At 51.6% G+C, this 22,069-nt stretch carries 16 protein-coding genes; 15 read left to right on the forward strand and 1 reads right to left on the reverse strand.

The features are described 5' to 3' along the window. Positions 1-175 precede the first annotated feature (175 nt). The 8 genes from M1L66_RS15345 to M1L66_RS15380 all read left to right on the forward strand — a co-directional run bounded on the left by M1L66_RS15345 (position 176) and on the right by M1L66_RS15380 (position 9,743). Positions 176-1,600 carry an ABC transporter substrate-binding protein gene (locus M1L66_RS15345; protein ID WP_187024535.1) on the forward strand — a complete coding sequence of 475 codons (1,425 nt, stop codon included), beginning with the start codon at positions 176-178 and terminating at the stop codon, positions 1,598-1,600. 80 nt (positions 1,601-1,680) lie between these two features. After that, a complete protein-coding gene (locus tag M1L66_RS15350; protein WP_187024534.1) occupies positions 1,681-2,538 on the forward strand; it encodes a carbohydrate ABC transporter permease in 858 nt (285 codons plus the stop codon). 27 nt (positions 2,539-2,565) lie between these two features. Then, positions 2,566-3,408, forward strand: coding sequence for a carbohydrate ABC transporter permease (locus M1L66_RS15355; RefSeq protein ID WP_187024533.1), 843 nt, complete (start codon positions 2,566-2,568; stop codon positions 3,406-3,408). A gap of 26 nt (positions 3,409-3,434) precedes the next feature. Further along, the gene (locus M1L66_RS15360; RefSeq protein ID WP_187024532.1) at positions 3,435-4,967 is read left to right on the forward strand and encodes a sulfatase-like hydrolase/transferase; all 1,533 of its coding nucleotides are present in this window, start codon (positions 3,435-3,437) and stop codon (positions 4,965-4,967) included. Next, positions 4,939-6,456: a sulfatase-like hydrolase/transferase gene (locus M1L66_RS15365; protein WP_434693936.1), complete on the forward strand. Its 1,518-nt coding sequence runs from the start codon at positions 4,939-4,941 to the stop codon at positions 6,454-6,456. The genes M1L66_RS15360 and M1L66_RS15365 overlap by 29 nt, the downstream gene beginning before the upstream one ends. Before the next feature lie 164 nt (positions 6,457-6,620). Next, complete coding sequence (locus M1L66_RS15370; RefSeq protein ID WP_187024530.1) at positions 6,621-7,664, forward strand: LacI family DNA-binding transcriptional regulator; 1,044 nt, start codon at positions 6,621-6,623, stop codon at positions 7,662-7,664. A 260-nt stretch (positions 7,665-7,924) separates the two neighbouring features. Further along, positions 7,925-9,271: an MATE family efflux transporter gene (locus M1L66_RS15375; RefSeq protein WP_434693938.1), complete on the forward strand. Its 1,347-nt coding sequence runs from the start codon at positions 7,925-7,927 to the stop codon at positions 9,269-9,271. 145 nt (positions 9,272-9,416) lie between these two features. Then, positions 9,417-9,743, forward strand: a complete 327-nt coding sequence (locus M1L66_RS15380) for a hypothetical protein (RefSeq protein WP_002604356.1) — start codon at positions 9,417-9,419, stop codon at positions 9,741-9,743. A gap of 149 nt (positions 9,744-9,892) precedes the next feature. Here M1L66_RS15380 and M1L66_RS15385 read toward each other — a convergent pair whose 3' ends face one another. After that, entirely contained in the window at positions 9,893-11,065 is a 1,173-nt protein-coding gene (locus M1L66_RS15385; RefSeq protein WP_187024527.1) for an SH3 domain-containing protein, read from the reverse strand. A 270-nt stretch (positions 11,066-11,335) separates the two neighbouring features. Between M1L66_RS15385 and M1L66_RS15390 the strand changes: the two genes are divergently transcribed. The 7 genes from M1L66_RS15390 (at position 11,336) to M1L66_RS15420 (ending at position 22,068) form a co-directional block, all read left to right on the forward strand. Further along, positions 11,336-13,591 (forward strand): bifunctional diguanylate cyclase/phosphodiesterase, encoded by a 2,256-nt coding sequence (locus M1L66_RS15390; RefSeq protein WP_434693941.1) that lies wholly within the window; start codon positions 11,336-11,338, stop codon positions 13,589-13,591. Beyond that, complete coding sequence (locus tag M1L66_RS15395) at positions 13,575-14,441, forward strand: helix-turn-helix domain-containing protein (RefSeq protein ID WP_243270512.1); 867 nt, start codon at positions 13,575-13,577, stop codon at positions 14,439-14,441. Before M1L66_RS15390 ends, M1L66_RS15395 begins: the two co-directional genes overlap by 17 nt. Positions 14,442-14,516: 75 nt before the next feature. After that, a complete protein-coding gene (locus tag M1L66_RS15400; RefSeq protein WP_434693943.1) occupies positions 14,517-15,476 on the forward strand; it encodes a hypothetical protein in 960 nt (319 codons plus the stop codon). A gap of 157 nt (positions 15,477-15,633) precedes the next feature. After that, positions 15,634-18,990, forward strand: coding sequence for a PAS domain-containing protein (locus tag M1L66_RS15405; protein ID WP_434693945.1), 3,357 nt, complete (start codon positions 15,634-15,636; stop codon positions 18,988-18,990). Between the two features lie 33 nt (positions 18,991-19,023). Continuing rightward, on the forward strand, positions 19,024-19,320 hold the full coding sequence (locus M1L66_RS15410; protein WP_187024524.1) for a YciI family protein: 297 nt from the start codon (positions 19,024-19,026) through the stop codon (positions 19,318-19,320). Between the two features lie 33 nt (positions 19,321-19,353). Further along, the gene (locus M1L66_RS15415) at positions 19,354-21,288 is read left to right on the forward strand and encodes a sensor domain-containing diguanylate cyclase (RefSeq protein ID WP_187024523.1); all 1,935 of its coding nucleotides are present in this window, start codon (positions 19,354-19,356) and stop codon (positions 21,286-21,288) included. Between the two features lie 18 nt (positions 21,289-21,306). Further along, a complete protein-coding gene (locus M1L66_RS15420) occupies positions 21,307-22,068 on the forward strand; it encodes an EFR1 family ferrodoxin (protein WP_434693949.1) in 762 nt (253 codons plus the stop codon). The last annotated feature ends 1 nt before the right edge of the window (position 22,069 follow it).

The following is a 22,069-nucleotide window of genomic DNA, read 5'->3' on the forward strand; positions in this document are numbered from 1 at the left end:
TGATAAAATACATTTGCAATAATAATTACCAATTATTTATCATGATAAGTAAAAATTATGTAAGAAAAGACAAAAGGTATGAAAACCACTGCGTTTAAACCTGTGAAACGGCAGAAATGGTACGTAAGCAGCATAAAAGACAGCTGCGGGGTTTACAAAAGAAGGAGGAAAATAGATGAAAAAGTGTTTATCAGTTTTAATGTCGGCGGTAATGGCCGCCTCTCTGCTGAGCGGATGCGGGTCTGCGGATCAGAAACAGACATCACCGGCTGCTGCAGAACCCTCTGCGGAAAGCAGCACAACGGCGGAAGCGGCACCAGCTCCTGAGAAGGCAGAGACAGCACCAGGGGAGAAAAAGCAGATTTCTCTGTGGTTCTGGAGTGCTCCGGCGGATCAGCAGGTTCTCTTAAAACAGATTATTGAGGATGATATCAATGCGGTTCAGGATGACTACGTTTTAAATATTGAATTCCACGCGGGAAATGATCAGAATATCGCCACAGCGCTGGCGGCTAACGGCGGGCCGGATATCGTCTTTACTTCAGGTCCTTCCTATGTGACCAATTACGCATCGGCCGGTAAGCTGGAGAATCTGGACCGATACGCGGAGAAGTATGGCTGGAACGACCGGCTGCTGGAACCAATCTACAATCTGGGCACTTATGAAGGATCGCTCTATGGTCTGTCAAACTCCCTGATGGTCATGGGTGTCTTCTATAACAAGAAGGTGCTCGCTGACAATGGATGGGAGGTTCCGGAAACCATCGAGGAGATGGAGACAATCATGAAGGCGGCCCAGGAGAAAGGCCTTTACGGAAGCGTAACGGGCAATAAAGGGTGGAAGCCTGTCAATGCCAACTATTCCAGCCTGTTTTTAAACCATATCGCGGGACCGGAAAAGGTATATGAATGTCTGAAGGGCGAGGCCAAATGGAACAACCCTGATATGGTGGAGGCTCTGAATAAATCGGCTGAATGGTATCAGAACGGCTGGCTCGGCGGAGACAATTATACGGATCTGAACTTTGATGAGAGTGTCCAGCTTCTGTCTATGGGCATGGCTCCTTTCTTCGTCGGACCTTCCAATGTATTCCAGTGGGCGCCAAAGTATTTCCGTGGACTCACGGAAGACGATTTTGGATTTTTCCCATTCCCGGCCACCAATGATAAGGTAAAGTATCCGACCTACACGCTGGGGGTTACCTCCTGCCTGTCTATCAACGCTTTTTCTCCTTACAAGGATGAGTGCGCGGAGATCCTGGATAAGATCATGACCAACGATTTTATGGTCAAGCTGACGAAGGAGTGGCCAGGATACTGGGCAATTCCGCTGAAACAGTATGATATACCGGCAGATACCATGACGGGAATCTCCGCGGTATTCTGCGACGTTATGATCGATACCTTAAAGGCGATCGAGGAAGGCAATTACGGATATTATACGACCAGCTTCTGTCCGCCGGCCACGGATGTCGCGCTGCAGGATATCGATGGTGTGTGGCTCAAGACCATGAGTGCGGAAGAGGTTTTAGACAGAACGGATGCAGAATTTGAGAAGGAACTTGCAAATGGCCTGGTAGTCCCGCTGCCGGAACGGTAGATCGGGCAGGCAAATCAGTTTAGAAGGAGACAGAGCCGGACGGGTATTATATGTCCGGCTCTGCTGCAAAGGAGGGTAAAATGAAACGCAGACGAGATTATCTATTGCTTCTCCCGGCTTTTGTGCTGAGCATGGCCGTTGTGTTTATTCCAGGTGTGATGACGATATTTGCGTCCTTCACGGACTGGAACGGCGTATCCATGAATTTTCATTTCATAGGACTGCGGAATTTCTCCGAGCTTTTCGGCGATAAGATATTCTGGAGGGCAATCTATGACAATGTGAGATGGGTTGCGCTGTTTCTGACGATTCCTGTGGTGATCGGACTTGTGACATCCGTGCTTTTGCTGAACCGCAGACACAAGGGACTGTACCAGATGCTGTTTTTATTCCCCTATGTGCTTGCACCTGTGACAAACGTGGCCGTATGGCAGAATATTATTTATAACCCGATTTTCGGACTGGTGGGCTATCTAAACCGCCAGGGCTTTCATATCCCATCGCTGCTCAGTGATATGAGGACCGCTTTATATGCGGTGGCCGCCACAGATATCTGGCACTATTGGGGATTTTTGATGGTGGTATACTTAGCTTCCTTAAGACAGACGCCGGAGGATCAGGTGGAGGCGGCCAAGGTGGAAGGATGTAACGGATGGCAGCTGTTTCGGTACGTCTATTTCCCCAATATGCTTCCAACCTTTAAACTGATGATGATCATGTCTGTCATCAATTCCTTCCTGACGTATGACTACGTCTACTTAATGACATCGGGAGGTCCAGCGCACTCGACAGAGATGTTGAGCACCTACGCGTATACGTTCGCATTTGCGTCTCTCCAGGTTGGAAAGGCGGCGGCTATCGCTCTCTTCATGAGTTTTTTCGGGCTGATCGCCTCCTTTGTCTACATCCACCTGTCACAAAATGAGATCATGTCATAGAGGCCGCAGTGCCGGAAAGGAGTTTATATGGCAGCAATGGGTAAGAAAAAGCGGATCGTTACGCTGGTTACGGTTCATGCGATCCTGATTCTGCTGGTGTTCACGGCGCTGTTTCCGATTGCGCTCGTCGTGCTTAACAGCTTCAAGCCCCATGTGGCGATTGTCGCCAATCCGCTGTCCTGGCCGGAGAGTTTTACACCGGTCAACTATAGCAGCGCGTGGAGCTATGCCAAGTTTGGAATAGGGTTTAAAAACAGTATTATTCTGGCAGCCTGTACGATTGTCATCGTGCTGTTTACCTCGACTCTGGGTGGCTATGTGCTTGCCACCAGAAGAGGAAAAGTGGTGAATCTGGCACTTGTGTATTTCATGATTGTTATGACGATCCCGATTCAGCTGTTTTTATTTCCTCTTTATTATGTGATGTCCTATTTAAAGCTTGTGGGCACGGTTGTACCGATCAGCTTTATTCTCGCAGCCAGAAATATACCGCTGGCGCTGTTCCTGATGCGGACGTTTTTCTTAAACGTTCCCAAGGAGCTGGAGGAGGCTGCCAGAATCGACGGAGCCAATACGGGGCACGTCTTGTGGTATGTTATGGCCCCCGTTGTGTCTCCGGGCCTTCTGACCGTCAGTGTAATCGTGGGACTGAACGCATGGAATGAGTTCCTGATTACATCGACCTTTCTGCAGGGTGAGAAAAACTTCACCGCGACGCTGATGCTTCGCAGCATGTCTGGACAGTTCGGGTCGGATATCGGAATTATGATGGCCGGAGCCATGATCTTAATTGCCCCGGTTCTTATCTTCTTTATGATTACACAGCGCTATTTCATCGATGGGCTGGTCTCCGGTTCTGTCAAGGGATAGGGACAGGATAGAAAGGAACACTTGAAATGAAAGCATTTTTAATTCTGATTGACAGTTTAAACCGCCATTTTCTTCCGTGCTATAATCCGGCTTCCAGGGTGGCGGCAGAACACTTAACCGGGTTTTCAGAGGAAAACATTACCTTTGATTCCCACTACGTGGCTTCCGCTCCCTGCATGCCGGCGAGACGGGATATCTTTACAGGAAGAATCAATTTTCTGGAGAGAAATTGGGGCGGCATGGAACCATTTGATATTACGCTCATCGGTACACTCCGAGAGCATGGGATTTTCACACACATTACGACCGACCATCCCCACTATTTTGAGATCGGCGGGGAAAACTACTGCCAGATGTTCCATACGTGGAACTTTGAACGGGGACAGGAGGGGGATGTCTGGGTCTCGAGAGTAAAAGGAAGCGATATTCCCGAGCCGCATTATGGTAAGGTCAATAGCCAGAACCAGTTAAACCGCCTGGCCTATACGAAAGAGGAGGAGTACCCGACGCCGAGAACTTTTAGGTCTGCGTGTGACTGGATCGACAGCAACCGCGGCGCGGATGACTACTTCATGATGGTCGAAGCCTTCGATCCTCATGAGCCTTTCGACTGTACGGAAAATTATAAAGAACTGTATCCAGATACGTATGATGGACCGTATTTTGACTGGCCGTCATACCGGGCGCTGGATGAGGAGACTCCGGAGGCAATGGAACATTTGCGAAACGAGTATTCGGCAACGCTGACCATGATGGACCACTGGTTCGGAAGGTTTATTCAGAAGCTTAAGGATACGGGGATCTATGAGGAATCCCTCATTGTCGTGACATCGGATCACGGCCATATGCTGGGAGAACACGGGTTTGCAGCGAAGAATTTCATGCCGGCCTACCAGGAGCTGGTTCATATTCCCCTGCTCGTTCACCTGCCCGGCTCTGCGTACGGGGGCAAACGGATCAGCAGCCTGACACAGAATATCGATCTGATGCCGACGTTTCTGGAGCATTTTAAGATAGAGACGCCGAAGACGGTGCTGGGAAAGAGCCTGCTGCCAGTGATCCCCCATGACACGCCGGTCCGTGATCAGGCGATTTACGGATGGTTTGGAAAGGCGGTCAATGTGACGGATGGAACCCATACCTATTTCCGTGCGCCGGTATCCGAAGATAATCAGCCGTGCTTTACCTATGGGGCCATGCCAACCACATTTTTACAGTATTGGGATGTGAAGCCAGGAGATTATGAGGCTGGAGCGTTTCTGCCGTACACGGATTATCCCGTCTTCAAGGTCCGGTTCCGGGTGGAGGGCCATTATCCGGAATGCCCGGAAGGGCTGGATTACGTGCGGGAAAATCTTCTGTTTGATATCTGGTCTGACCCGCATCAGAACAGGCCCTTAAAGGATGAGGCGCTGGAGGCAGAGATGATCGGGAAGCTGTGTGCCGCACTCCGTGAATACCAGGCGCCGGCGGAACAGTGGAAGCGTCTCGGAATAGAATCATGTTCGGAAGAAATTAGAGGAGATACTAATGAAGAAACCAAATGTTATTATGATTAACAGCGACCATCAGGCGCTGCACCAGTGGACTTTTTATGAAAATAAGCCGCATCGGCCGTATTATGAACAGTTTGTAAGGGAAGGGGCGGAATTTACACATGCCTGCTGTGCTGCGCCTTTGTGCGGGCCGTCGAGAAGAAGCCTGCTGACCGGTTTATATCCGCATGCGCATAAGCAGTATCACAATGAGACAAATCCGCCGTATGCTGATGAAGTCTATCTGGATTCGCTGGCCGAAGCAGGCTATCGAAACTACTTCTTTGGTAAATGGCATGCCGGTCCGGGAACTGCGCTGGACCATCACTGTGAGGGGCTGTCACTGGAGGAGTACGGGAACCCGTATGTTACAAAGGAGTATAAAGACTATTTGAAAAAGCGGAACCTTCCGGCTGCCGCACACCGGATTGAAAGGGTCTTTTTCTGGGAGGACAAGAGCCAGCAGGCGTATCAGAAAAGTTCGCCCGATGAAATACCCAGAGATGGAGAAATCTTTAAGCTTCAGGATCCCAGGCACTGCTGTGAAGCTGCTTACGGAATTACGGTGACTCCAAAGGAAACGCTGGAATTCTTTTTCCTGTCAGAACTGGCGTGTGAGAAGCTGGAAGAATTGAGCACGGATGGGAACGATGCCCCATTTTCGCTGCGAGTAGATTTCTGGGGACCTCATCAGCCGTATTTTCCGACTCAGGAGTATTACGATCTGTATAAGGCGGTGTCCTATCCACCGTACGCCAGCTTTAACAGCGTACTTGAGGGCAAGCCGGAGGTTTATTTTACAGAGAAGAATGTTCCGATCGGGAAAGACAACCGTATCGTCATTCCCAACGCGCTGGCATGGGAGGATTACGAAGAAATGCTCAAATGCTGTGCGGCTCAAATCACGATGATCGACGAAGCTATTGGCAGGACCCTGAATAAGGTGAAAGAGCTGGGACTGGAAGAAAACACGGTGATCATCTGGACTGCTGACCACGGCGATGGTCTCGCCTGCCATGGAGGCCATTTTGACAAAGGATCCTATTTATCCCAGGAGGTATTACGGGTTCCTCTGGGAATTAAGTGGAAAGGCAGGATCGATGCAGGGCTTAAGATCGACGCTCCGGTCTGTACGGTGGATGTGCCTGTGACGATCATGGACGCAGCCGGATTAGAGTATAAAAACAGCGTGCACGGAGAAAGTCTGATTCCGATATGCATGGGAAAGAAGACGCCAGAATATGCGGTGAGTGAGACGTATGGCCTGGGATACGGGGAATACGTGAAGGCAAGAGCGGTTACGGATGGAAATTACAAGCTGGTCACCACTCTGGGACAGGCCTATGAGCTGTATGATTTGAAGGCAGACCCGTATGAACTGAAAAACCGGTATGATGATCCGGCTTACGGTGCAGTTCAGAGGGATATGGAAGAAAAATTAAGAGAATGGCAGAGCGCGACCGGCGACGAAATCTTATTTTTCGATGGAAGCGATTTTGCTGAATGTAAGTGAGCAGGACTTGCCAGATTCTGCAGACGCAGGTGAGGGGATTTTTCCGTTATTCCCGCGAGTAACGAGCCAAACGGACACGCTGGCGCGTCCATTTGGCGATTGCCGCGAGGGTCCCCCCGTTGCTTGCGACGGGGGGGACTCAGATTAATCAGAGAGGAGAAGTCATGACATTAAAAGAGATTGCAAGGGAAACCGGACTGTCTGTTTCGACAGTATCCAGAATCATCAATAAAGAAAATTATAAGTGCACCTCCCGGGAGGCAGAAGAGAAGGTCTGGGAAATTGTTCGGACTTCGGGCTATACTCCTAATCTGATGGCAAAGGAACTGAAAAAGAGCGGCTTCAAAAGGCCTATGAACAGAAATATCTCCTGCCTGTTTGCCAGAACCGACAACTCGGTGGCGGAGCAGTTCTTTTCACCGATTGCCCAGGCGGTGGAGCAGGAGGCTCTCGTTCAGGGTTGTCCCCTCGGCTACTCCTTTTCCATGCTGCACATCTCGGAGATACAGAGCGAAAGGATCAACAAGCTGGAAAAAGATGGCGTTGTCGTGTTGGGAAAACCGGGAGCTGAATTAGACCGGCTGCTGCGGGAAAAATTCAAGAATGTGGTGGTTGTTGGAATCGATGTGAATGAGGTTCCCTTTGACCGGGTTCGCTGCGATGGATACGAGGCGGCAGGAAAGGCAATCCGCCATTTATACGATTTAGGCCACCGCAGGATCGGTTACGCGGGATTAAAGGACATTTCCGCGTATGACGCGTACTTTGATTTCTTCACCGAACATAACATGAAGATTGATGAGTCCATAATCCATATCTATAAGTCGGCTTTCGGGATCGACTATAAAGCGGCGTGTGCTTTTCTCCAGGCGGAAAGGGAACTGCTGCCGACGGCATACTTTTGCAGCTGCGATATGATAGCGATCGGAATTATCCGGGCATGCCGGGAGCTTAAGATCCGAGTGCCGGAAGATATATCCGTAGTGGGATTTGATAATATTGAGATGGGGCAGATTGTCTCGCCGATGCTGACGACGATCAATGTGCCGATGCGGGAGATGGGCCGTATGGCGGTGAAGATACTTTTGGACCGGATCAATAAAGGGCATACGTCGCCAATCAGTATTGAGTTTCCGACAGAGCTGATTAAAAGGGAGAGCAGTACGGCTATACTGGTGAAAAAGGCATGGGCCGCCGCACAAAAATGAGACACTCTGACAAATATAAAAGAGTACCGCGCATTTTGGGGGAAAAGCGGTACTCAGGAGAAGTTGAACCTAGTATATCACGGCAGCGCGGCAGTGTGCAGAGACAGATTTGCCATATATTGGATAATCTTGTGATGAAGATCCCGGCAGGGATATTTTATTGTGATTCTTTATTCTTGGAAATATTTTCCCGATGATGTATAATGGATAGGACTTTATTGCCGAAAAACGGCATTTCTTGATATTCGGGGGAAGAGACTGTGAAAAAAGACTGGGAACTATACCGCCGCTTTCTGTCGCTGGCGGTCGTTCTGGTGCTGCAGAATGTGGTGACACTGAGCGTTAATCTGGCAGACAATTTAATGTTGGGAGCGTACAGCGAGACGGCTTTGGCCGGGGTGGCCGCTGTCAACCAGATTCAGTTTGTGTACCAGCAGCTCCTGCACGCACTGGGAGACGGTGTGGTGATTGTGGGAAGCCAGTACTGGGGAAAGCATCAGACAGAGCCCATGAAGAAGCTCGCGTCGTCGGCCATGCGTTTCGCGCTGATTCTCTCGGCTGTTCTGCTGGCAGTCATGAGCCTGATTCCGTACCGCGTCATGGGAATCTTCACGCGCGACAGCGGAATCATCGAAGAGGGCGCCCGATATCTCAATATCATTCGATTTACCTATCTGTTTTTTGCAGTGACCCAGATTCTGCTGGCTACGCTCCGCAGTGTGGAGACGGTGAAGATCGCATTTAAGCTGTCGGTGCTCACCCTGTTCGTCAACTGCGGAATTAATTACGTGCTTATAAACGGTCATTTCGGAGCACCGGAGATGGGCGTGGAGGGAGCCGCCATCGGCACACTGGCCGCGCGGATTCTGGAATGCGTTGTTTTAATTCTCTACATAGCGAAAAAAGAGACGAGGCTCAACCTGAGATGGCGGGATTATCTCGCATGGGATCGTGTCCTGACCGGCGATTACTTAAAAATTACGATTCCCATGCTCACCGTGCAGGGGCTCTGGGGCGTCAACACAGCGCTGCAGACCGTAATTCTGGGGCATATGACGGCCAATGCCATCGCGGCCAACAGCGTGGCGTCGACCCTGTTCCTGATGGTGAAGTCCATGGCGGTGGGATCGGCCGCGGCTACGTCCGTCATCATCGGCAAGGCGGTGGGAACAGGGGACCGGGAACTGGCCAGAAGCTACGCGCGGAGCCTTCAGCGAGTCTTTGTCCTGATCGGGATTGTATCCGGTGCGATTCTGTTCTTTATTCGGATACCAGTGCTGGGCCTCTACGATTTGTCGGCGGAGACCCGGGATATGGCCAATACGTTCCTGATTATCTTAAGCGTCGTATGCGTGGGAATGTCCTACCAGATGCCCACCAACAACGGAATCATCCGCGGTGGGGGAAATCCCATGTTCGTGGTCAAGATGGATTTGATCAGTATCTGGCTGATCGTCATACCGGTCTCCCTTTTTATGGCGTTTGTCGTAAAGGCATCTCCGGTCGCGGTAGTCTGCTGCCTGAACGCGGATCAGATATTTAAGGTGGTTCCGGCCTTCCTGGAAGTGAGGTATGGAAACTGGATGAGGAAACTGACAAGAGATTAGAATCCATTGTGTTATAACCTGAAAATCCAGGCTTTTTCCGTCCAGGGAGAATATGGCAAAAAATAGTAGTTGATAAAAGAACGTGTGTTCTGTATAATAGTACTATGATTGTCAGGGAGCAGATTTCAAGGAGGAGATTCTGGAGATGGAAAAATTACTGGATGTGATAGAACGGAAGGATGCTTTGGTGATAGCCCTGTCGGATGGCCATATCAGAGCGGTGGACTTAACGGCGCTTAAGCCTGAGACAGAAGCGGAGATGTCCGCGGAAGAGCTGTGCGCCGCGGGAAAGAAGATCTATACGGTCCTGTCCGAAGACATGGAACAACTGCAGAGCTGTGAATACATATTTCAGGAAGACGCCATGTGGCTCCGGTATGGGAGTAAGCTGCATGAGGAGCTGCGTGACCACCGTCTGCAGAAACTTCTGGATGAAGAGATTTACTGTGAGGATGAGAGCGGCATGCAGTGAAGCAGAAGACAGGCGGTAAACGGAATGCCGGCATCAGGCATAGAAAGCATGCGATGCAAATCATGGCGGCGTTACCACTGAAAAGTGCCGGACTGCCTGGGAAACACGTTGTTTCCCGGCAGTCCGGCACTTTTGCGCTCTATTAAAGTTTACTTTTTATAAAAACAGTTTCCGCCCACAACCGTGTAGGAGGAGTAATTGTTATAATCGGCCCGTTTTGCAGAATTAAAGAATAGGTAATCGCCGATGTTGTTTGAGCCGGAGAGCGCTGCCTTCGTCGCTTTTAACGCTTCGGAGGAAGGTCCCTTTGCCAGGTATTTATCCAGAAGGCCCGACGTGGCGCCGGGAAACTGGCCGTCGGCGTAGATGACATCTGTTATGGAACTTCCCCAGCGTCCGGATTTCACCCGGTTGACGATGACGCTGGCCACGGCCAGCTGGCCGTCGTAGGAGTAGCTGCCTGATTCCATCATCACACAGGCCGCCATCAGATAGATTTCGTCGGAGGAAGCATTGATCACATACTTCGGCTTTTCTTCCTCTTTCTTTTTCTGCTCTTTATTTTCCGAGGCCTTTAGAGCGGCCTGCTCTGCTTCTATGCTGACTGCCTTGCCGGGAGTGAGACTCACCTTCGTGTACTGGCTGGAGACATAGCCGGATGTATCGGAGGACAGCTGAACCTTGATCCAGCCGTCGGACTCTTCGAGAACCGGATAGTAATCGTCTGCCGCGGCAAGCCCGATGATCGCCGCGTCGGTGGAAGGCGTCTCCCTCACATGCAGCGTCTGAGTCGTTACCCTGGCTGTGAACAGTCCAAGCTCTTTGGCCAGCGGCTTGATATCCTGGCCGAATACGAGATAATCGTTTTTCAGCCAGCCTTCCAGACCGCCGGAGCGGATCTTTGTCCAGCCGTCTTTCTTTTCTAAAACGGTGCCTCCGGCTCCCCGGTAGCATTTGCCGAGAACCTTGCTGTCGAGTGAAGGCTCAGCACGCAGATTGAGGACGTCGGTGACATTGGCGACAGCCTTGTTATCATATTCGGAGGCAGCAGGAGCGTGGGTTACCGGAACTTCTTTTCGCTCAATACCGACCTGGGGAACCGCAGCAACCGCTTTGACGTTTACGGAACCGCCGTCGGTGATAATACCTTCCTTTGCCGTTTCCGGCAGAGACTGGGTCAAGTGTCCCGGTGATGAAAACGCAGTAAGAGTAAAGGCTGCTGCAATGGCTGCCGCAGTGATTGCCACGGTGACTCGTGCGCAGCGCGTGCGAGTGATCGTTACGGTGCGGTTTCTCCGGGTATTTTTCCATGAATGCTTCATAAAAACCTCTGATTTTCTGTAAAATTATTTATTCTCATAAATGTTACAAAAATATTACAAAAAATACTATAACAATTTTTTGCATACTTGTCAAGTTTCGACACTATTTGCAAGCTTTCTCTGTGGCTGCACCTATTACAGATCCCCGGACCGGCCTATCGCCAGCCGCTGTCTCCTTTTGACAGTACAAGGATAAAGGAGACATACTGCTTGATAAATTTTCGCAAATATATTATGATTTGAGTAACACTACAGAAGAGGTAACAGGAGATGAGATGGTCAGAACGCGGTAAGAAGGAAATGCAGGGGATGCTGCTGCCAGTAATTGTGTGTGTTTTTTTTATTGCCAGCAGCCTTTTATTTCTTGTTCAGATGATTGTTAAGGGTGAGGAAGAGAACATTACGGATTTGTATAACGCGGCGAACCAGACCAGAACCGCCCTTTTAAAACAGATAGAAGGTGACTGGCAGACACTGGAGGGACTGTCCGTGAGTCTGCAGAGCCTGGCGAATATCCGGACGGATGAGCTTATGGAGATTTTGACGGATGTAAACGATAAGAATGCCTTTATCCGCATGGGATATGCGGATGCCTCAGGACAAGGGGAAATGGTTGATCTGGCTGGAAATATTGAGGTGATATCCATAGCGGGAGAAGCTTTTTTTCAAAGGGCGATGGCTGGGGAAAAGAGTATATCCACAACCTTCGAGGATTCCAATGCGGCAGGAGGATACGTCAATTATTTCGCGACAAGAGTGTTAAACAGCGACGGAGAGACGGAAGGCGTCCTCTGCGCAGTCCATGCAACGAATGTATTAAGGGCGATTATCGATATGCCTCTTTTGAAAAATTCCGGCTATTCTGATATCCTGAATGAATCCGGTGATTTTGTAATAATCAGCAAACCTTCCATGGCTGAGACGGCTTTGTCGTCAAATCAGGAGGCGATCACGGAAAGAATCCGGGAGGAAGACAGCGGGAGCTTCACTGTAAAGGACGAAAAAGGAAGAAAATACATGGTGACTGTCCTTCCTCTGATTGAAGGACAGTGGTACCAGGTCAGTACGGTTCCGGTGGCGGTGCTTCGTTCCAGCTATATTGAGACTGCAAGAGGCATCATGGCGATTATTCTGGCGGCCTGTGTGCTGTTTATTTGGCTGATCAGCTCACAGAGGCGTATGGCGGCTGAGAATCAGAAGACCTTGATGAAGCTGGCTTACAGCGATTCCCTGACCGGTATGCGTAATTTTGACGGTTTTAAGAAGGACGCGGAGCAATTCCTGGCGGAGCAGGAGCTTTCCGCCTGCCTGATCTGGTACGCGGATTTTAAGAATTTTAAGTTTATCAATGACGTGCTGGGGTATGAGGAGGGCGACCGGCTGCTCTCCATGGTGGCGGAGTATTTAAAGATGGTGGAGAGTCCGGACTGTATGAGCTGCCGGATCGCCGCGGATAATTTTACCGGAATCGTGCGATGCAGGGAAGACGAAAGTCTGGCCCGGGGCCATAAGGAGATTCTGGATTATCTAAAACAGTCTGGTATGGAGGATTTTCCGTTTCTGGAGATTCCGCTGGGGGTCTACCGCCTGAAAGAGAGCGACCGGGGACAGACGGTGGATGTCCTGGTAAACTATGCCAATATGGCCCATAAAACAGCCAAGGAGAAAAACGGCAGCGCGTTTGTCTATTACGATGACAACATACGGAAGAAGACACTGGAGGATTCCACCCTGGAAGCGGAGGCGGAGCCCGCCATAAGAAATGGTGAATTCCGGCTTTACATGCAGCCCAAGGTGGACATACAGAACGGAAACCGGATCTGCGGCGCCGAGGTGCTGGTGCGCTGGCAGAATCCCCGTATGGGACTGATCCCGCCGGGACGGTTTATTCCGCTGTTTGAGAAGAGTGATCTCATCATTAAGCTGGACCGCTATATGTTTGAACAGGCCTGTATCTGGCTGAAATCGTATCTGGACGGGGGCGGAAGGCCGGTGAATATCGCGGTCAACGTGTCAAAGGTCGGAATCTTCCAGCCGGGCTTCGTGGAATACTATGTGGCTGTAAAGAAGAAATACGGAATTCCGCACCATATGCTGGAACTGGAATTTACGGAGAACATTCTTGCGGTGGATACCGAGCTGTTCTCCGATCTGGTTATAAAACTAAGAAAAGAAGGTTTTCTTTGCTCCCTGGATGACTTCGGTTCCGGCTACAGTTCCCTGAACTTATTAAAGGATCTGCCGGTCGACGCGCTGAAGCTGGATATCCTGTTTTTCCGGAAAAGCCGGGACGTGCGCCGGGAACGGATCGTGGTTTCCAATTTCATCAACATGGCAAAGCAGCTGAATATTACTACAATCGCAGAGGGCGTGGAGGAGGAAGACACCGTGGAATTTTTACAGAACGCAGACTGCGATGTGATCCAGGGTTACATATTTGCAAAACCCATGCCGAAGGAAGAATTTGAGGCGATGCTGGGCGGGACGGATCACCTGGCGATGAATCACAATGAGCAGGGCAATTGAGGCAGGGGCGCCGGTTTTCCACAGGCTGTATCATCCCATGACATCGCGTCCGTTCTTATCGGACGAATGCTACAGGGAATACAGGCCGTGTGAGTTGCTGCGCCCTTATATTTTATGTTATTGGACCATGGAAGACGAGGTCACGCCGGACAGGAGCGGGAGTAAAGCGAATGCACCTGTCCTGGTGATCCCGGATACGTGTGCCGATATTATTATCCGTATCAACCATACGAGACAGGAGATATCTGGATTTCTGTGCGGGATTCAGGATCAGCCGTTTCTTTCGGTTCCCCGCATCAGCGGTGATGAGGTCAGCTGTTTTGCCGTACGGTTCTATTTTTGGAGCGCCGGACTGTTTTTGAATTTAAACTACAGGGATACATCGAATGCAACGATCGGACTGGAGGAACTGGGCCGGGACTGGAGAATGCTTTTCGAACCTTTTTTCTATTTAAACAGGATAGAGGACCGGATTGCTCTTGTGGAGGAATTTTTGCTGAGAAAGCTGGTATCGATGGAGTGGAAGCCGGATCTGTACAATTCCGTACACCGGATTCTTGCCTCTTCGGGACGGATCTCTGTGAAAGAGATCTGCGAATACAGCTGTGTCAGCCAGAGACAGATGGAGAGACTGTTTTTAAAAGAGGTGGGACTGCCGATCAAACGGATTGCCGGTATGGTGCGCTATCAGAACGTGTGGAGAGAGATGGTTTCCAGTAAAGAATTCAATATCCAGGACGCGGTTTACCGGTATGGTTACACCGATCAGGCTCATCTTTTGAAGGAATTCCGGCGCTTTCACGGGACGGCGCCCGAGGAGGCGAGGCGAATCGCGTGGCAGAACCGGTAGTGTGTCGTTTTTTACAATACATTTTCGCCTTTCCCTGGTATAGTATCGGTTACAACACGGAAGGAGAGTAAGAATATGAAAGTAGTGAACAAAAACGACTATCAGGAGATCCGCACCTGGATTCACCGCAATGCAAGACAACTGGAGCTGTCCGTCTGGAATTATTTCTTCGAGAATGGGAGCCGGGAGGCTGTGATCGATGCGCTGTCATATTATCAGAATGAGGATGGAGGTTTTGGACATGCAGTGGAGCCGGATGGCTGGAACCCGGAATCATCTCCTTACGCCACGCTGGTGGTAACGGGAATCTTAAGACGAACGGGAGCCGCAGATGCTATGGGAGCCGGCCATCCCATGATGCAGGGCATTTTCCGCTATCTGGAAAGCGGTGCTGGACGCGATGAAAACGGCTGGATGTTCTCTGTTCCGTCCAATGACGGATGGCCCCACGCTCCCTGGTGGAGCTATGACGAGGCAGAGAATCAGCTTCAGAGCATGGGGATCACCGCGGGGCTGTGTGCATTTATCCTTCATTACGGAGAACCGGAGTCTGCGGTTTATCAGACTGCCCTGGAGCATACGGCAGGGATCCTTGGGAAAGCGGCTGCAGCGGAAGATTTCGGCGAGATGGGAGCCGGCGGAGTCTGCATGCTGCTGGGAGAAGTGATGATGAGCGGCTTAAACGCCTCTTTCCCCTGTGAAGGACTGATGGGGAAAATGGCGGAGGTCGTAAACCGTTCCATCGAGCGCGACACGGAAAAATGGGCGGGCTATACCCCGCGTCCGTCGGAGTTTATCTGGGGCCCGGACAGCCCGTTTTACAAGGGAAATGAAGATATCGTGGAAAAGGAACTGGAGTACCTCATCGATACGCGAAAGCCGGGAGGCGTGTGGGATATCACATGGACCTGGTTCGCGCTGGGAGAAAAGTACCCGAAGGAGTTTGCCGTCAGCGAGAACTGGTGGAAGGCGTCCAAGGCCATTGAGAAGCTGGGATTTTTAATGAGCTTTGGCAGAGTAAAAATAGAAGAGTAAGCGGTATCGCACCGGATACCCGATTACATGACCACGGCCGTGTTCCTGACTGAGAGGGAGCACGGCCGTATTATTTTGCGCAATGACTAAGAATGCATTGAGTTTTAAGCGTGGATTCAGTATAATATGAAATAGTGAACAGAAAAACTGAGCGGGTATGCAGACAGGGAAAGCGGGTAAATGCGGCGTGGGAGCAGAGACAGGGAAAGAACGGGAAGCGCGTATGAAAGAGGCGGAGCGTCTGGCTGGTTATATCATGCATAAGCATTACTGTGAGCATGATGTAGAGGCGGTTACGGCTCTTTTTTCAACGGAGTTTTCATGGCTTGGAGCAGGGGAAGAGGAGTATGTCACGGGCAGAGACGCCTGTGTGAAGCAGTTTATGAAATACAGGGGAGCCATCCCGAAGTGCAACATCGAGGATGAGGAGTATGAGGTCATCTGTCCGTCGGAAGGTTTTTACATAGTGTCAGGCCGGATGTGGATCGCTACAGATCCCAGCGCCGAGATGTATTTAAAGGTGCATCAGCGGGTAACCTTTGTGTTCCAGGAGACGGGGGAAGGGCTTAAGTGCAATCATATCCACTGCTCCAATCCATATCAGGAGATGATGGCCGGAGAGCATTTTCCGGAGAAAATAGGCCGGCAGTCCTATGACTACGTGCAGGAGCGCGTCTCGGCGCTGGAGGAAGAACTGAGACAGCAGAACCGGCAGATGGAGGTTATTATGTCCTCCATCGCGGGCGGATTAAAGATCAGCAACGACGACGACACCTACTCCTTTGCCTTTGTCAGCAGGGAGGCGGCGGCCCTCTTTGGGTATACGGTGGAAGGGTTTATGGAGGCTACCGGGGGCAATGCGGTGGGGAACGTCTATCCGCCGGATCTGCCGAAGGCGCTCTCAGACTGCGCGGAGGCGTTTCGAGATGGCGGTCTTACCTATTCCACCCGGTATCGGGTGCGCTGCAGGGATGGAAGCCTGAAGTGGGTGATTGACAGCGGAAAGAAGTGCCAGGATACGTCAGGCAGATGGATGGTCAACAGCCTTTATCTGGACATTACGCGTTCGGAGGAGGATGCCGAGCGGATCAGGGAGCAGGCACAGCTGCTCTCCAGTATTTACGACACGGTTCCCTGCGGAATCATCCGTTTTGTACGGAAGCATGACGGCGGTTACCGCCTTGTCTCTTTAAATAAAGCGGTTTTATCGCTGATGGGATACGGGACGATGGAGGAAGGGCTTAAGGACTGGCGGGACGGTACGCTGGGCGCGGTTCTGGAGGAGGACCGCCCTCTTCTGCGTGCCGCGTATGACAGCCTTAAGCAGGTTGGAGACCGGAGAGACAGCGAATACCGCGTAGGCTGGAAGGACGGTTCTGTCCGCTGGATGGAAGGAAGCAGCATGATCGTTGGCTTCACAGCTGCCGGGGAGGCCATTCTCCAGCGTACGGTGGTGGACATTACCCAGAGAAAGGCTTTAAAAGAGCGGCTGGACCGGGAACAGGAGATGTACCGGGTGTCCATGGAAGCGAGTTCTGCGATCATGTTTGAGTATCTGATGGATTCGGATACCTTTATCAGCTATGAACCCAGGGCAGGACAGGGAATTCTGCGCAACGAGCTGAAAAACTACTCAAAGATTCTTCTTGACCAGCAGATCGTACATCCGGACGATGTCCCGACCGTTCTGGATAATATCTGCCGCGGCCGTTCCGAGGTGTTCGAGGTGCGCTGTTCCACTCCGGATGGAGTGAGGGGACAGTATACCTGGTTCCGGGCAGACAGCAGACTGATGGAGGAGAACGGCCGACCGTACCGGGTGGTCGGCGCGCTCCACAACATCCATAAGATGAAAGCAAAGCTGTCGGAGAACAGTGAGCGCCTGCATATGAGCCAGTCAGCATTCCAGGCGATCGGCGGTGTGTATGTCAGCATTTATTACGTGGATTTAGAGACAGACAGCTACTACGCGGTCCGTCTTCCGGAAGCGGGCCGGGGAGCGCCTCCGCCCAGGAACGGCGGCTATACCGGCGGCCTGCGGGGCTATATCCTGGATTCTGTCAGGCCGGAGGATAAACACCGGGTGGCGGAGCTGTGCAGCAGGGAGCAGATTGAACGGGTACTGTCGGAGCAGAACGTCCATATCGAGACGGAATTCCGCCATTACCGGTCAGCGGAGTGGCTGAGGCTGGAGATTCATCAGGTTGCTGTAAAGGACGGAAAGCCCAGGACGGTAATCCTGGCGATCCGTGATATCAATAAAGAGAAGCAGAGAGAGCTGGAATATTACGAAGAGGAAAAGAGGGCCAAGCAGGCGCTGGAAGAAGCCTATGAGTCCGTGAACCAGGCCAATCAGGCGAAGTCGGAATTCCTGTCCCGGATGAGCCACGATATCCGGACACCCATGAACGCCATTCTGGGTATGACCGTGATCGCGGAGAACAGCCTGCAGAACACGGAGAAGATAAAGGACTGCCTCTCCAAGATCAGCCTTTCGGGAGCCCATCTTCTGGAACTGATCAACGAGGTTCTGGATATGTCGAAAATCGAATCCGGCAAGATGAGCCTCAGCGAAGAGGTGATTCACTTAGATAAACTGGTCGGCGAGGTGGCCCAGATCATACGTCCGGAGGCCGAAAACCGAAAGCAGAAGTACGAAGCGCAGATTCGGGAGCTGGATCATGGAACTGTCTGCGGGGATGCGGTGCGGATCAAGCAGATATTGATCAATCTGCTGTCCAATGCTGTCAAATACACGCCTGTGGGCGGCCGGATCGGCCTGAGCCTGGACGAAAAACTGTCCAGCGAGAGCGGTGTGGGCTGTTTTGAATTTACCGTGGAAGATAACGGAATCGGAATGGCGCCGGAATTTATAGACAGGCTGTTTATGCCCTTTGAGCGGGCGGAGGACCCGAGAGTCTCCCGTATCCAGGGAACCGGGCTGGGACTGGCCATCACGCGGAACCTCGTCTCCATGATGAACGGTACCATACAGGTGGAGAGCCGGATGGACGTCGGAACGAAGTTCGTCGTCACTATTTACTTAAAGCTGGCGGGAGACGGCGAGACATTCCGCCCGGAGCCGCCCATAGATGCCTTTCCGGTAAAGAAGCAGTTTAAGCCGGGGCTTCGCGTGCTGCTTGCGGAGGACAACGAGCTTAACCGGGAAATCGTGGAAGAGCTGTTGGCATTATCCGGGATCACAGTGGAAAGCGCCTGCAACGGACAGGAGGCCGTAGATTTATTCTGTGCGTCGCCTCCCGGCACGTACGGCCTGATTCTGATGGATATCCAGATGCCGGTTCTGGGCGGATACGGCGCCGCCAGGGCGATCCGCAGACTGGGCCGGACCGGGGAGAGACCCGACGCGGCGGAGATCCCAATTATCGCGCTTACGGCAAATGCATTTGCCGATGATGCATACCAGGCGCGGATTGCGGGAATGAATGAACATGTGGCGAAGCCGCTGGAGATCAACCGGCTTCTTGAAATTATGAGCCGCTGGGTAAAGTGAGCGGCAGACATACTGTGAAATCGGAGGGAAAATATGAAATATTATATGGTGGAAGGAATCATACTGGACGCCGGGAAGATGGATGACGCGATTATGAAGGAACACATGGCCTATACGCAGAAGGCCATGGACAGCGGCATGATATTCTTATCGGGGCTTAAGACGGACATGAGCGGCGGCATATTTCTCATGAAGGCGGAGAAGCCGGAGGAGATAGAGTCATATCTGGCCGCGGAACCTTTTAAACGGAATGGGATACAGGATTACAGATGGGCGGAGTTTGACATCCATTATATCCATCCGCAGCCGGATCAATGGTTCGAAAAGTAATATACTGCCGGTAATCAGACAGGAGGATGAAGCATGAAAAAAGCCATCACGTTCAGATTGTGCGTCGTGATCATCACCGCCATGGTGATGATGGCTCTTCTCGGATACTATCTGCTGACGAAGTCGGCAAAAGAAGCGATGAGAACGAATTCAGAGATCCGGTTCAACCAGGTTTCGGAGGTCCTTAAGAAAAATGACACTGAGATCGCGGAGCTGCGGGAGAATCTGAAGGAGGACTATTTCATCCGGGCAAAAGCGGCGGCGTATATCGTACAGAACCAGCCGGACGTGGTGGGAGACTTAGAGGAAATGCGAAAGATCGCCTCACTGCTCCAGGTTGATGAACTTCATCTGTTTGACATGGAGGGCCGCCTTTATGCTGGTTCCGAGCCGAAATATTACGATTATACGTTTCATTCGGGGGAACAGATGCAGTTCTTTCTTCCGATGCTTGACGACGACAGCCTTCAGCTCTGCCAGGACGTGACGCCCAATACCGCGGAAGGCAAGATGATGCAGTACGTTGCGGTATGGAGGGAGGATCACGGAGGAATCGTCCAGATCGGCATGGAGCCGGCCCGCCTGATGGCCGCCATGGAAAAGAATGAACTCTCTTACGTATTTTCCATGATGACGACCGAGAGAGGCGTCACTATATTCGCGGCTGATCAGGACACGGGGACGATTATCGGAGCTACGGGAGGTATTCTGGTGGGTACTCCGCTGGCATCCCTCGGACTCTCTCTGCCTGAAGACATCGGAGAAGGCACCCTCTATAGCAGGGAGATAGTTCTTGACGGGCAGAAGAATTACTGCATGATGGAGATGACGGACGGTATTTTGGTAGGCGTCAGCGCTACATACGAGAAGCTCTACGAAAACGTTCCGGGCAATATGATGCTGATAATTTTCAGCCTCTGCGTGCTCTCTTTTGTCACCGTGTTCCTGATCCTTAAGATGCTGGATACCTTTATTTTAAACGATATTTACGGGACGATAGACGGAACGCAGAAGATTGCCGCCGGTAATCTCGACTACAGGCTGGAGATTGATCACACGCCGGAATTCAAGGAACTGAGCGCCAATATCAACCGCATGGTCGGCAGCCTTCTGGAGGCGACAGGAAAGCTGTCCCTGGTTTTCCAGAACGTCGATATTCCGATTGCAGTTTACGAGTACAATCAGGATATGAAGCGCGTGCTGGCGACGAAAAAGCTGGGAGAGATTCTGATGATACCGGAGGAGGAGTTTTCTGCCGTCCTTGCGGACAGGGCGCTTTTCGTGGAAAAGATTAGGGAGATCCGTTCCGAGCCGCTGAAGGAAGAGAAGGAAATCTGCTGTCTGAACGGAGAGGAACGCCGTTACGTGAGGATCAAGACGTACGAAGGGGAAGGGAAGACGCTGGGGATCGTCATCGACGTAACGGAGGCAATCGTGGAAAAACAGCAGATCGAGCAGGAACGCGATATCGACCTGCTTACCGGTCTCCTGACGCGGCGGGCATTTTTCCGCACGGCAGACCAGCTGTTTACAGATCCAAACCGGCTGAAGACGGCAATGCTTCTGATGATGGATTTAGATAATCTGAAGCATGTCAACGATTCCTGGGGCCACGAATACGGCGATAAGCTTCTGAAGACCGCTGCGGATCTGTTTGCCGGTCTCAAGGCTCCCGAAAAACTGGCGGCGCGGCTCAGCGGAGATGAGTTTGTTCTGCTGATCTACGGCGCGGAGGAGAAAGAGGAGTTGTACGCGTGCATGGAGCGGCTGGAACAGAGTATAAGAGAGGCCAGAATTACGCTGCCCTCCGGCGAGGAGGCTGAGGTGAGCGTATCAGGCGGGTATCTGATATATCCCGAGGTCTGCGCTGACTGTACAGAGATGCTTCATCTGGCGGACCAGGCGATGTACCGGGTGAAGAAGAGTGGAAAGGGACGGTTTGAGAAGTATGGCGGGCCCCAGAAATAAAAATCAGGAGGCAATAATATGGCAATGTATGAAATCTATTTCAGCCCTACCGGAGGGACGAAGAAGGTCGCAGAGATCATTGGAGCCGCGTGGGCGTGTGAAGCAGAGATGGTTGATCTGATGAATCCGGCACTGCAGCCGGAACAATACGCCTTCTCAGCGGATGACATCTGCATCGTGGCAGTCCCGTCGTTCGGCGGCAGAGTGCCGGTAACGGCGGTGGAACGTTTGAAAAAAATGGCGGGCAACAGAGCGAGAGCGGTTCTGGTGGCCGTTTATGGAAACAGGGAATTCGAAGATACGCTGATGGAATTAAAAGACGTGCTGTCGGAGGCTGGTTTTCGCTGTTTGGCAGCCGCAGCGGCTGTGGCAGAGCATTCGATCATTCGTAAGTTCGGCGCCGGTAGGCCGGATGAGGAAGACTGCCGGGAACTGAAAGAGTTTTCGGAACGGATCAAACGCCATCTGGAGGAAAACGGAGACGGCGAGGTATCAGTGCCTGGCGGCCATCCGTACAGAGAATATCACGGCGTTCCGATGAAACCGAAGGCGGACAAGGACTGCATCAAATGCGGAAAGTGCGCCGCAGAATGTCCGGTCCAGGCGATCCCGAAGGATAATCCGTCATCTCTGGACAAGGAACGCTGCATCTCCTGTATGCACTGTATCGCCATATGTCCGGAGCAGGCGCGCCACAATGATAAGGTAGTGCTGTTTGCCGCGGAACAAAAGATGATTAAGGCCTGCAGCGGCCGCAAAGCGAACACCCTGTATCTGTAAA

The organism is Hungatella sp. SB206 (assembly GCF_051132295.1).
GTDB classification, from domain to species: domain Bacteria; phylum Bacillota; class Clostridia; order Lachnospirales; family Lachnospiraceae; genus Hungatella; species Hungatella effluvii.

Bases quoted from the DNA above. Each gene is read 5' to 3' on its own strand.
- M1L66_RS15345 (WP_187024535.1), top strand. From the start codon at position 176: ATGAAAAAGTGTTTATCAGTTTTAATGTCGGCGGTAATGGCCGCCTCT.
- M1L66_RS15350 (WP_187024534.1), top strand. From the start codon at position 1,681: ATGAAACGCAGACGAGATTATCTATTGCTTCTCCCGGCTTTTGTGCTG.
- M1L66_RS15355 (WP_187024533.1), top strand. From the start codon at position 2,566: ATGGCAGCAATGGGTAAGAAAAAGCGGATCGTTACGCTGGTTACGGTT.
- M1L66_RS15360 (WP_187024532.1), top strand. From the start codon at position 3,435: ATGAAAGCATTTTTAATTCTGATTGACAGTTTAAACCGCCATTTTCTT.
- M1L66_RS15365 (WP_434693936.1), top strand. From the start codon at position 4,939: ATGAAGAAACCAAATGTTATTATGATTAACAGCGACCATCAGGCGCTG.
- M1L66_RS15370 (WP_187024530.1), top strand. From the start codon at position 6,621: ATGACATTAAAAGAGATTGCAAGGGAAACCGGACTGTCTGTTTCGACA.
- M1L66_RS15380 (WP_002604356.1), top strand. From the start codon at position 9,417: ATGGAAAAATTACTGGATGTGATAGAACGGAAGGATGCTTTGGTGATA.
- M1L66_RS15385 (WP_187024527.1), bottom strand. From the start codon at position 11,065: ATGAAGCATTCATGGAAAAATACCCGGAGAAACCGCACCGTAACGATC.
- M1L66_RS15390 (WP_434693941.1), top strand. From the start codon at position 11,336: ATGAGATGGTCAGAACGCGGTAAGAAGGAAATGCAGGGGATGCTGCTG.
- M1L66_RS15395 (WP_243270512.1), top strand. From the start codon at position 13,575: ATGAGCAGGGCAATTGAGGCAGGGGCGCCGGTTTTCCACAGGCTGTAT.
- M1L66_RS15400 (WP_434693943.1), top strand. From the start codon at position 14,517: ATGAAAGTAGTGAACAAAAACGACTATCAGGAGATCCGCACCTGGATT.
- M1L66_RS15405 (WP_434693945.1), top strand. From the start codon at position 15,634: ATGCAGACAGGGAAAGCGGGTAAATGCGGCGTGGGAGCAGAGACAGGG.
- M1L66_RS15410 (WP_187024524.1), top strand. From the start codon at position 19,024: ATGAAATATTATATGGTGGAAGGAATCATACTGGACGCCGGGAAGATG.
- M1L66_RS15415 (WP_187024523.1), top strand. From the start codon at position 19,354: ATGAAAAAAGCCATCACGTTCAGATTGTGCGTCGTGATCATCACCGCC.
- M1L66_RS15420 (WP_434693949.1), top strand. From the start codon at position 21,307: ATGGCAATGTATGAAATCTATTTCAGCCCTACCGGAGGGACGAAGAAG.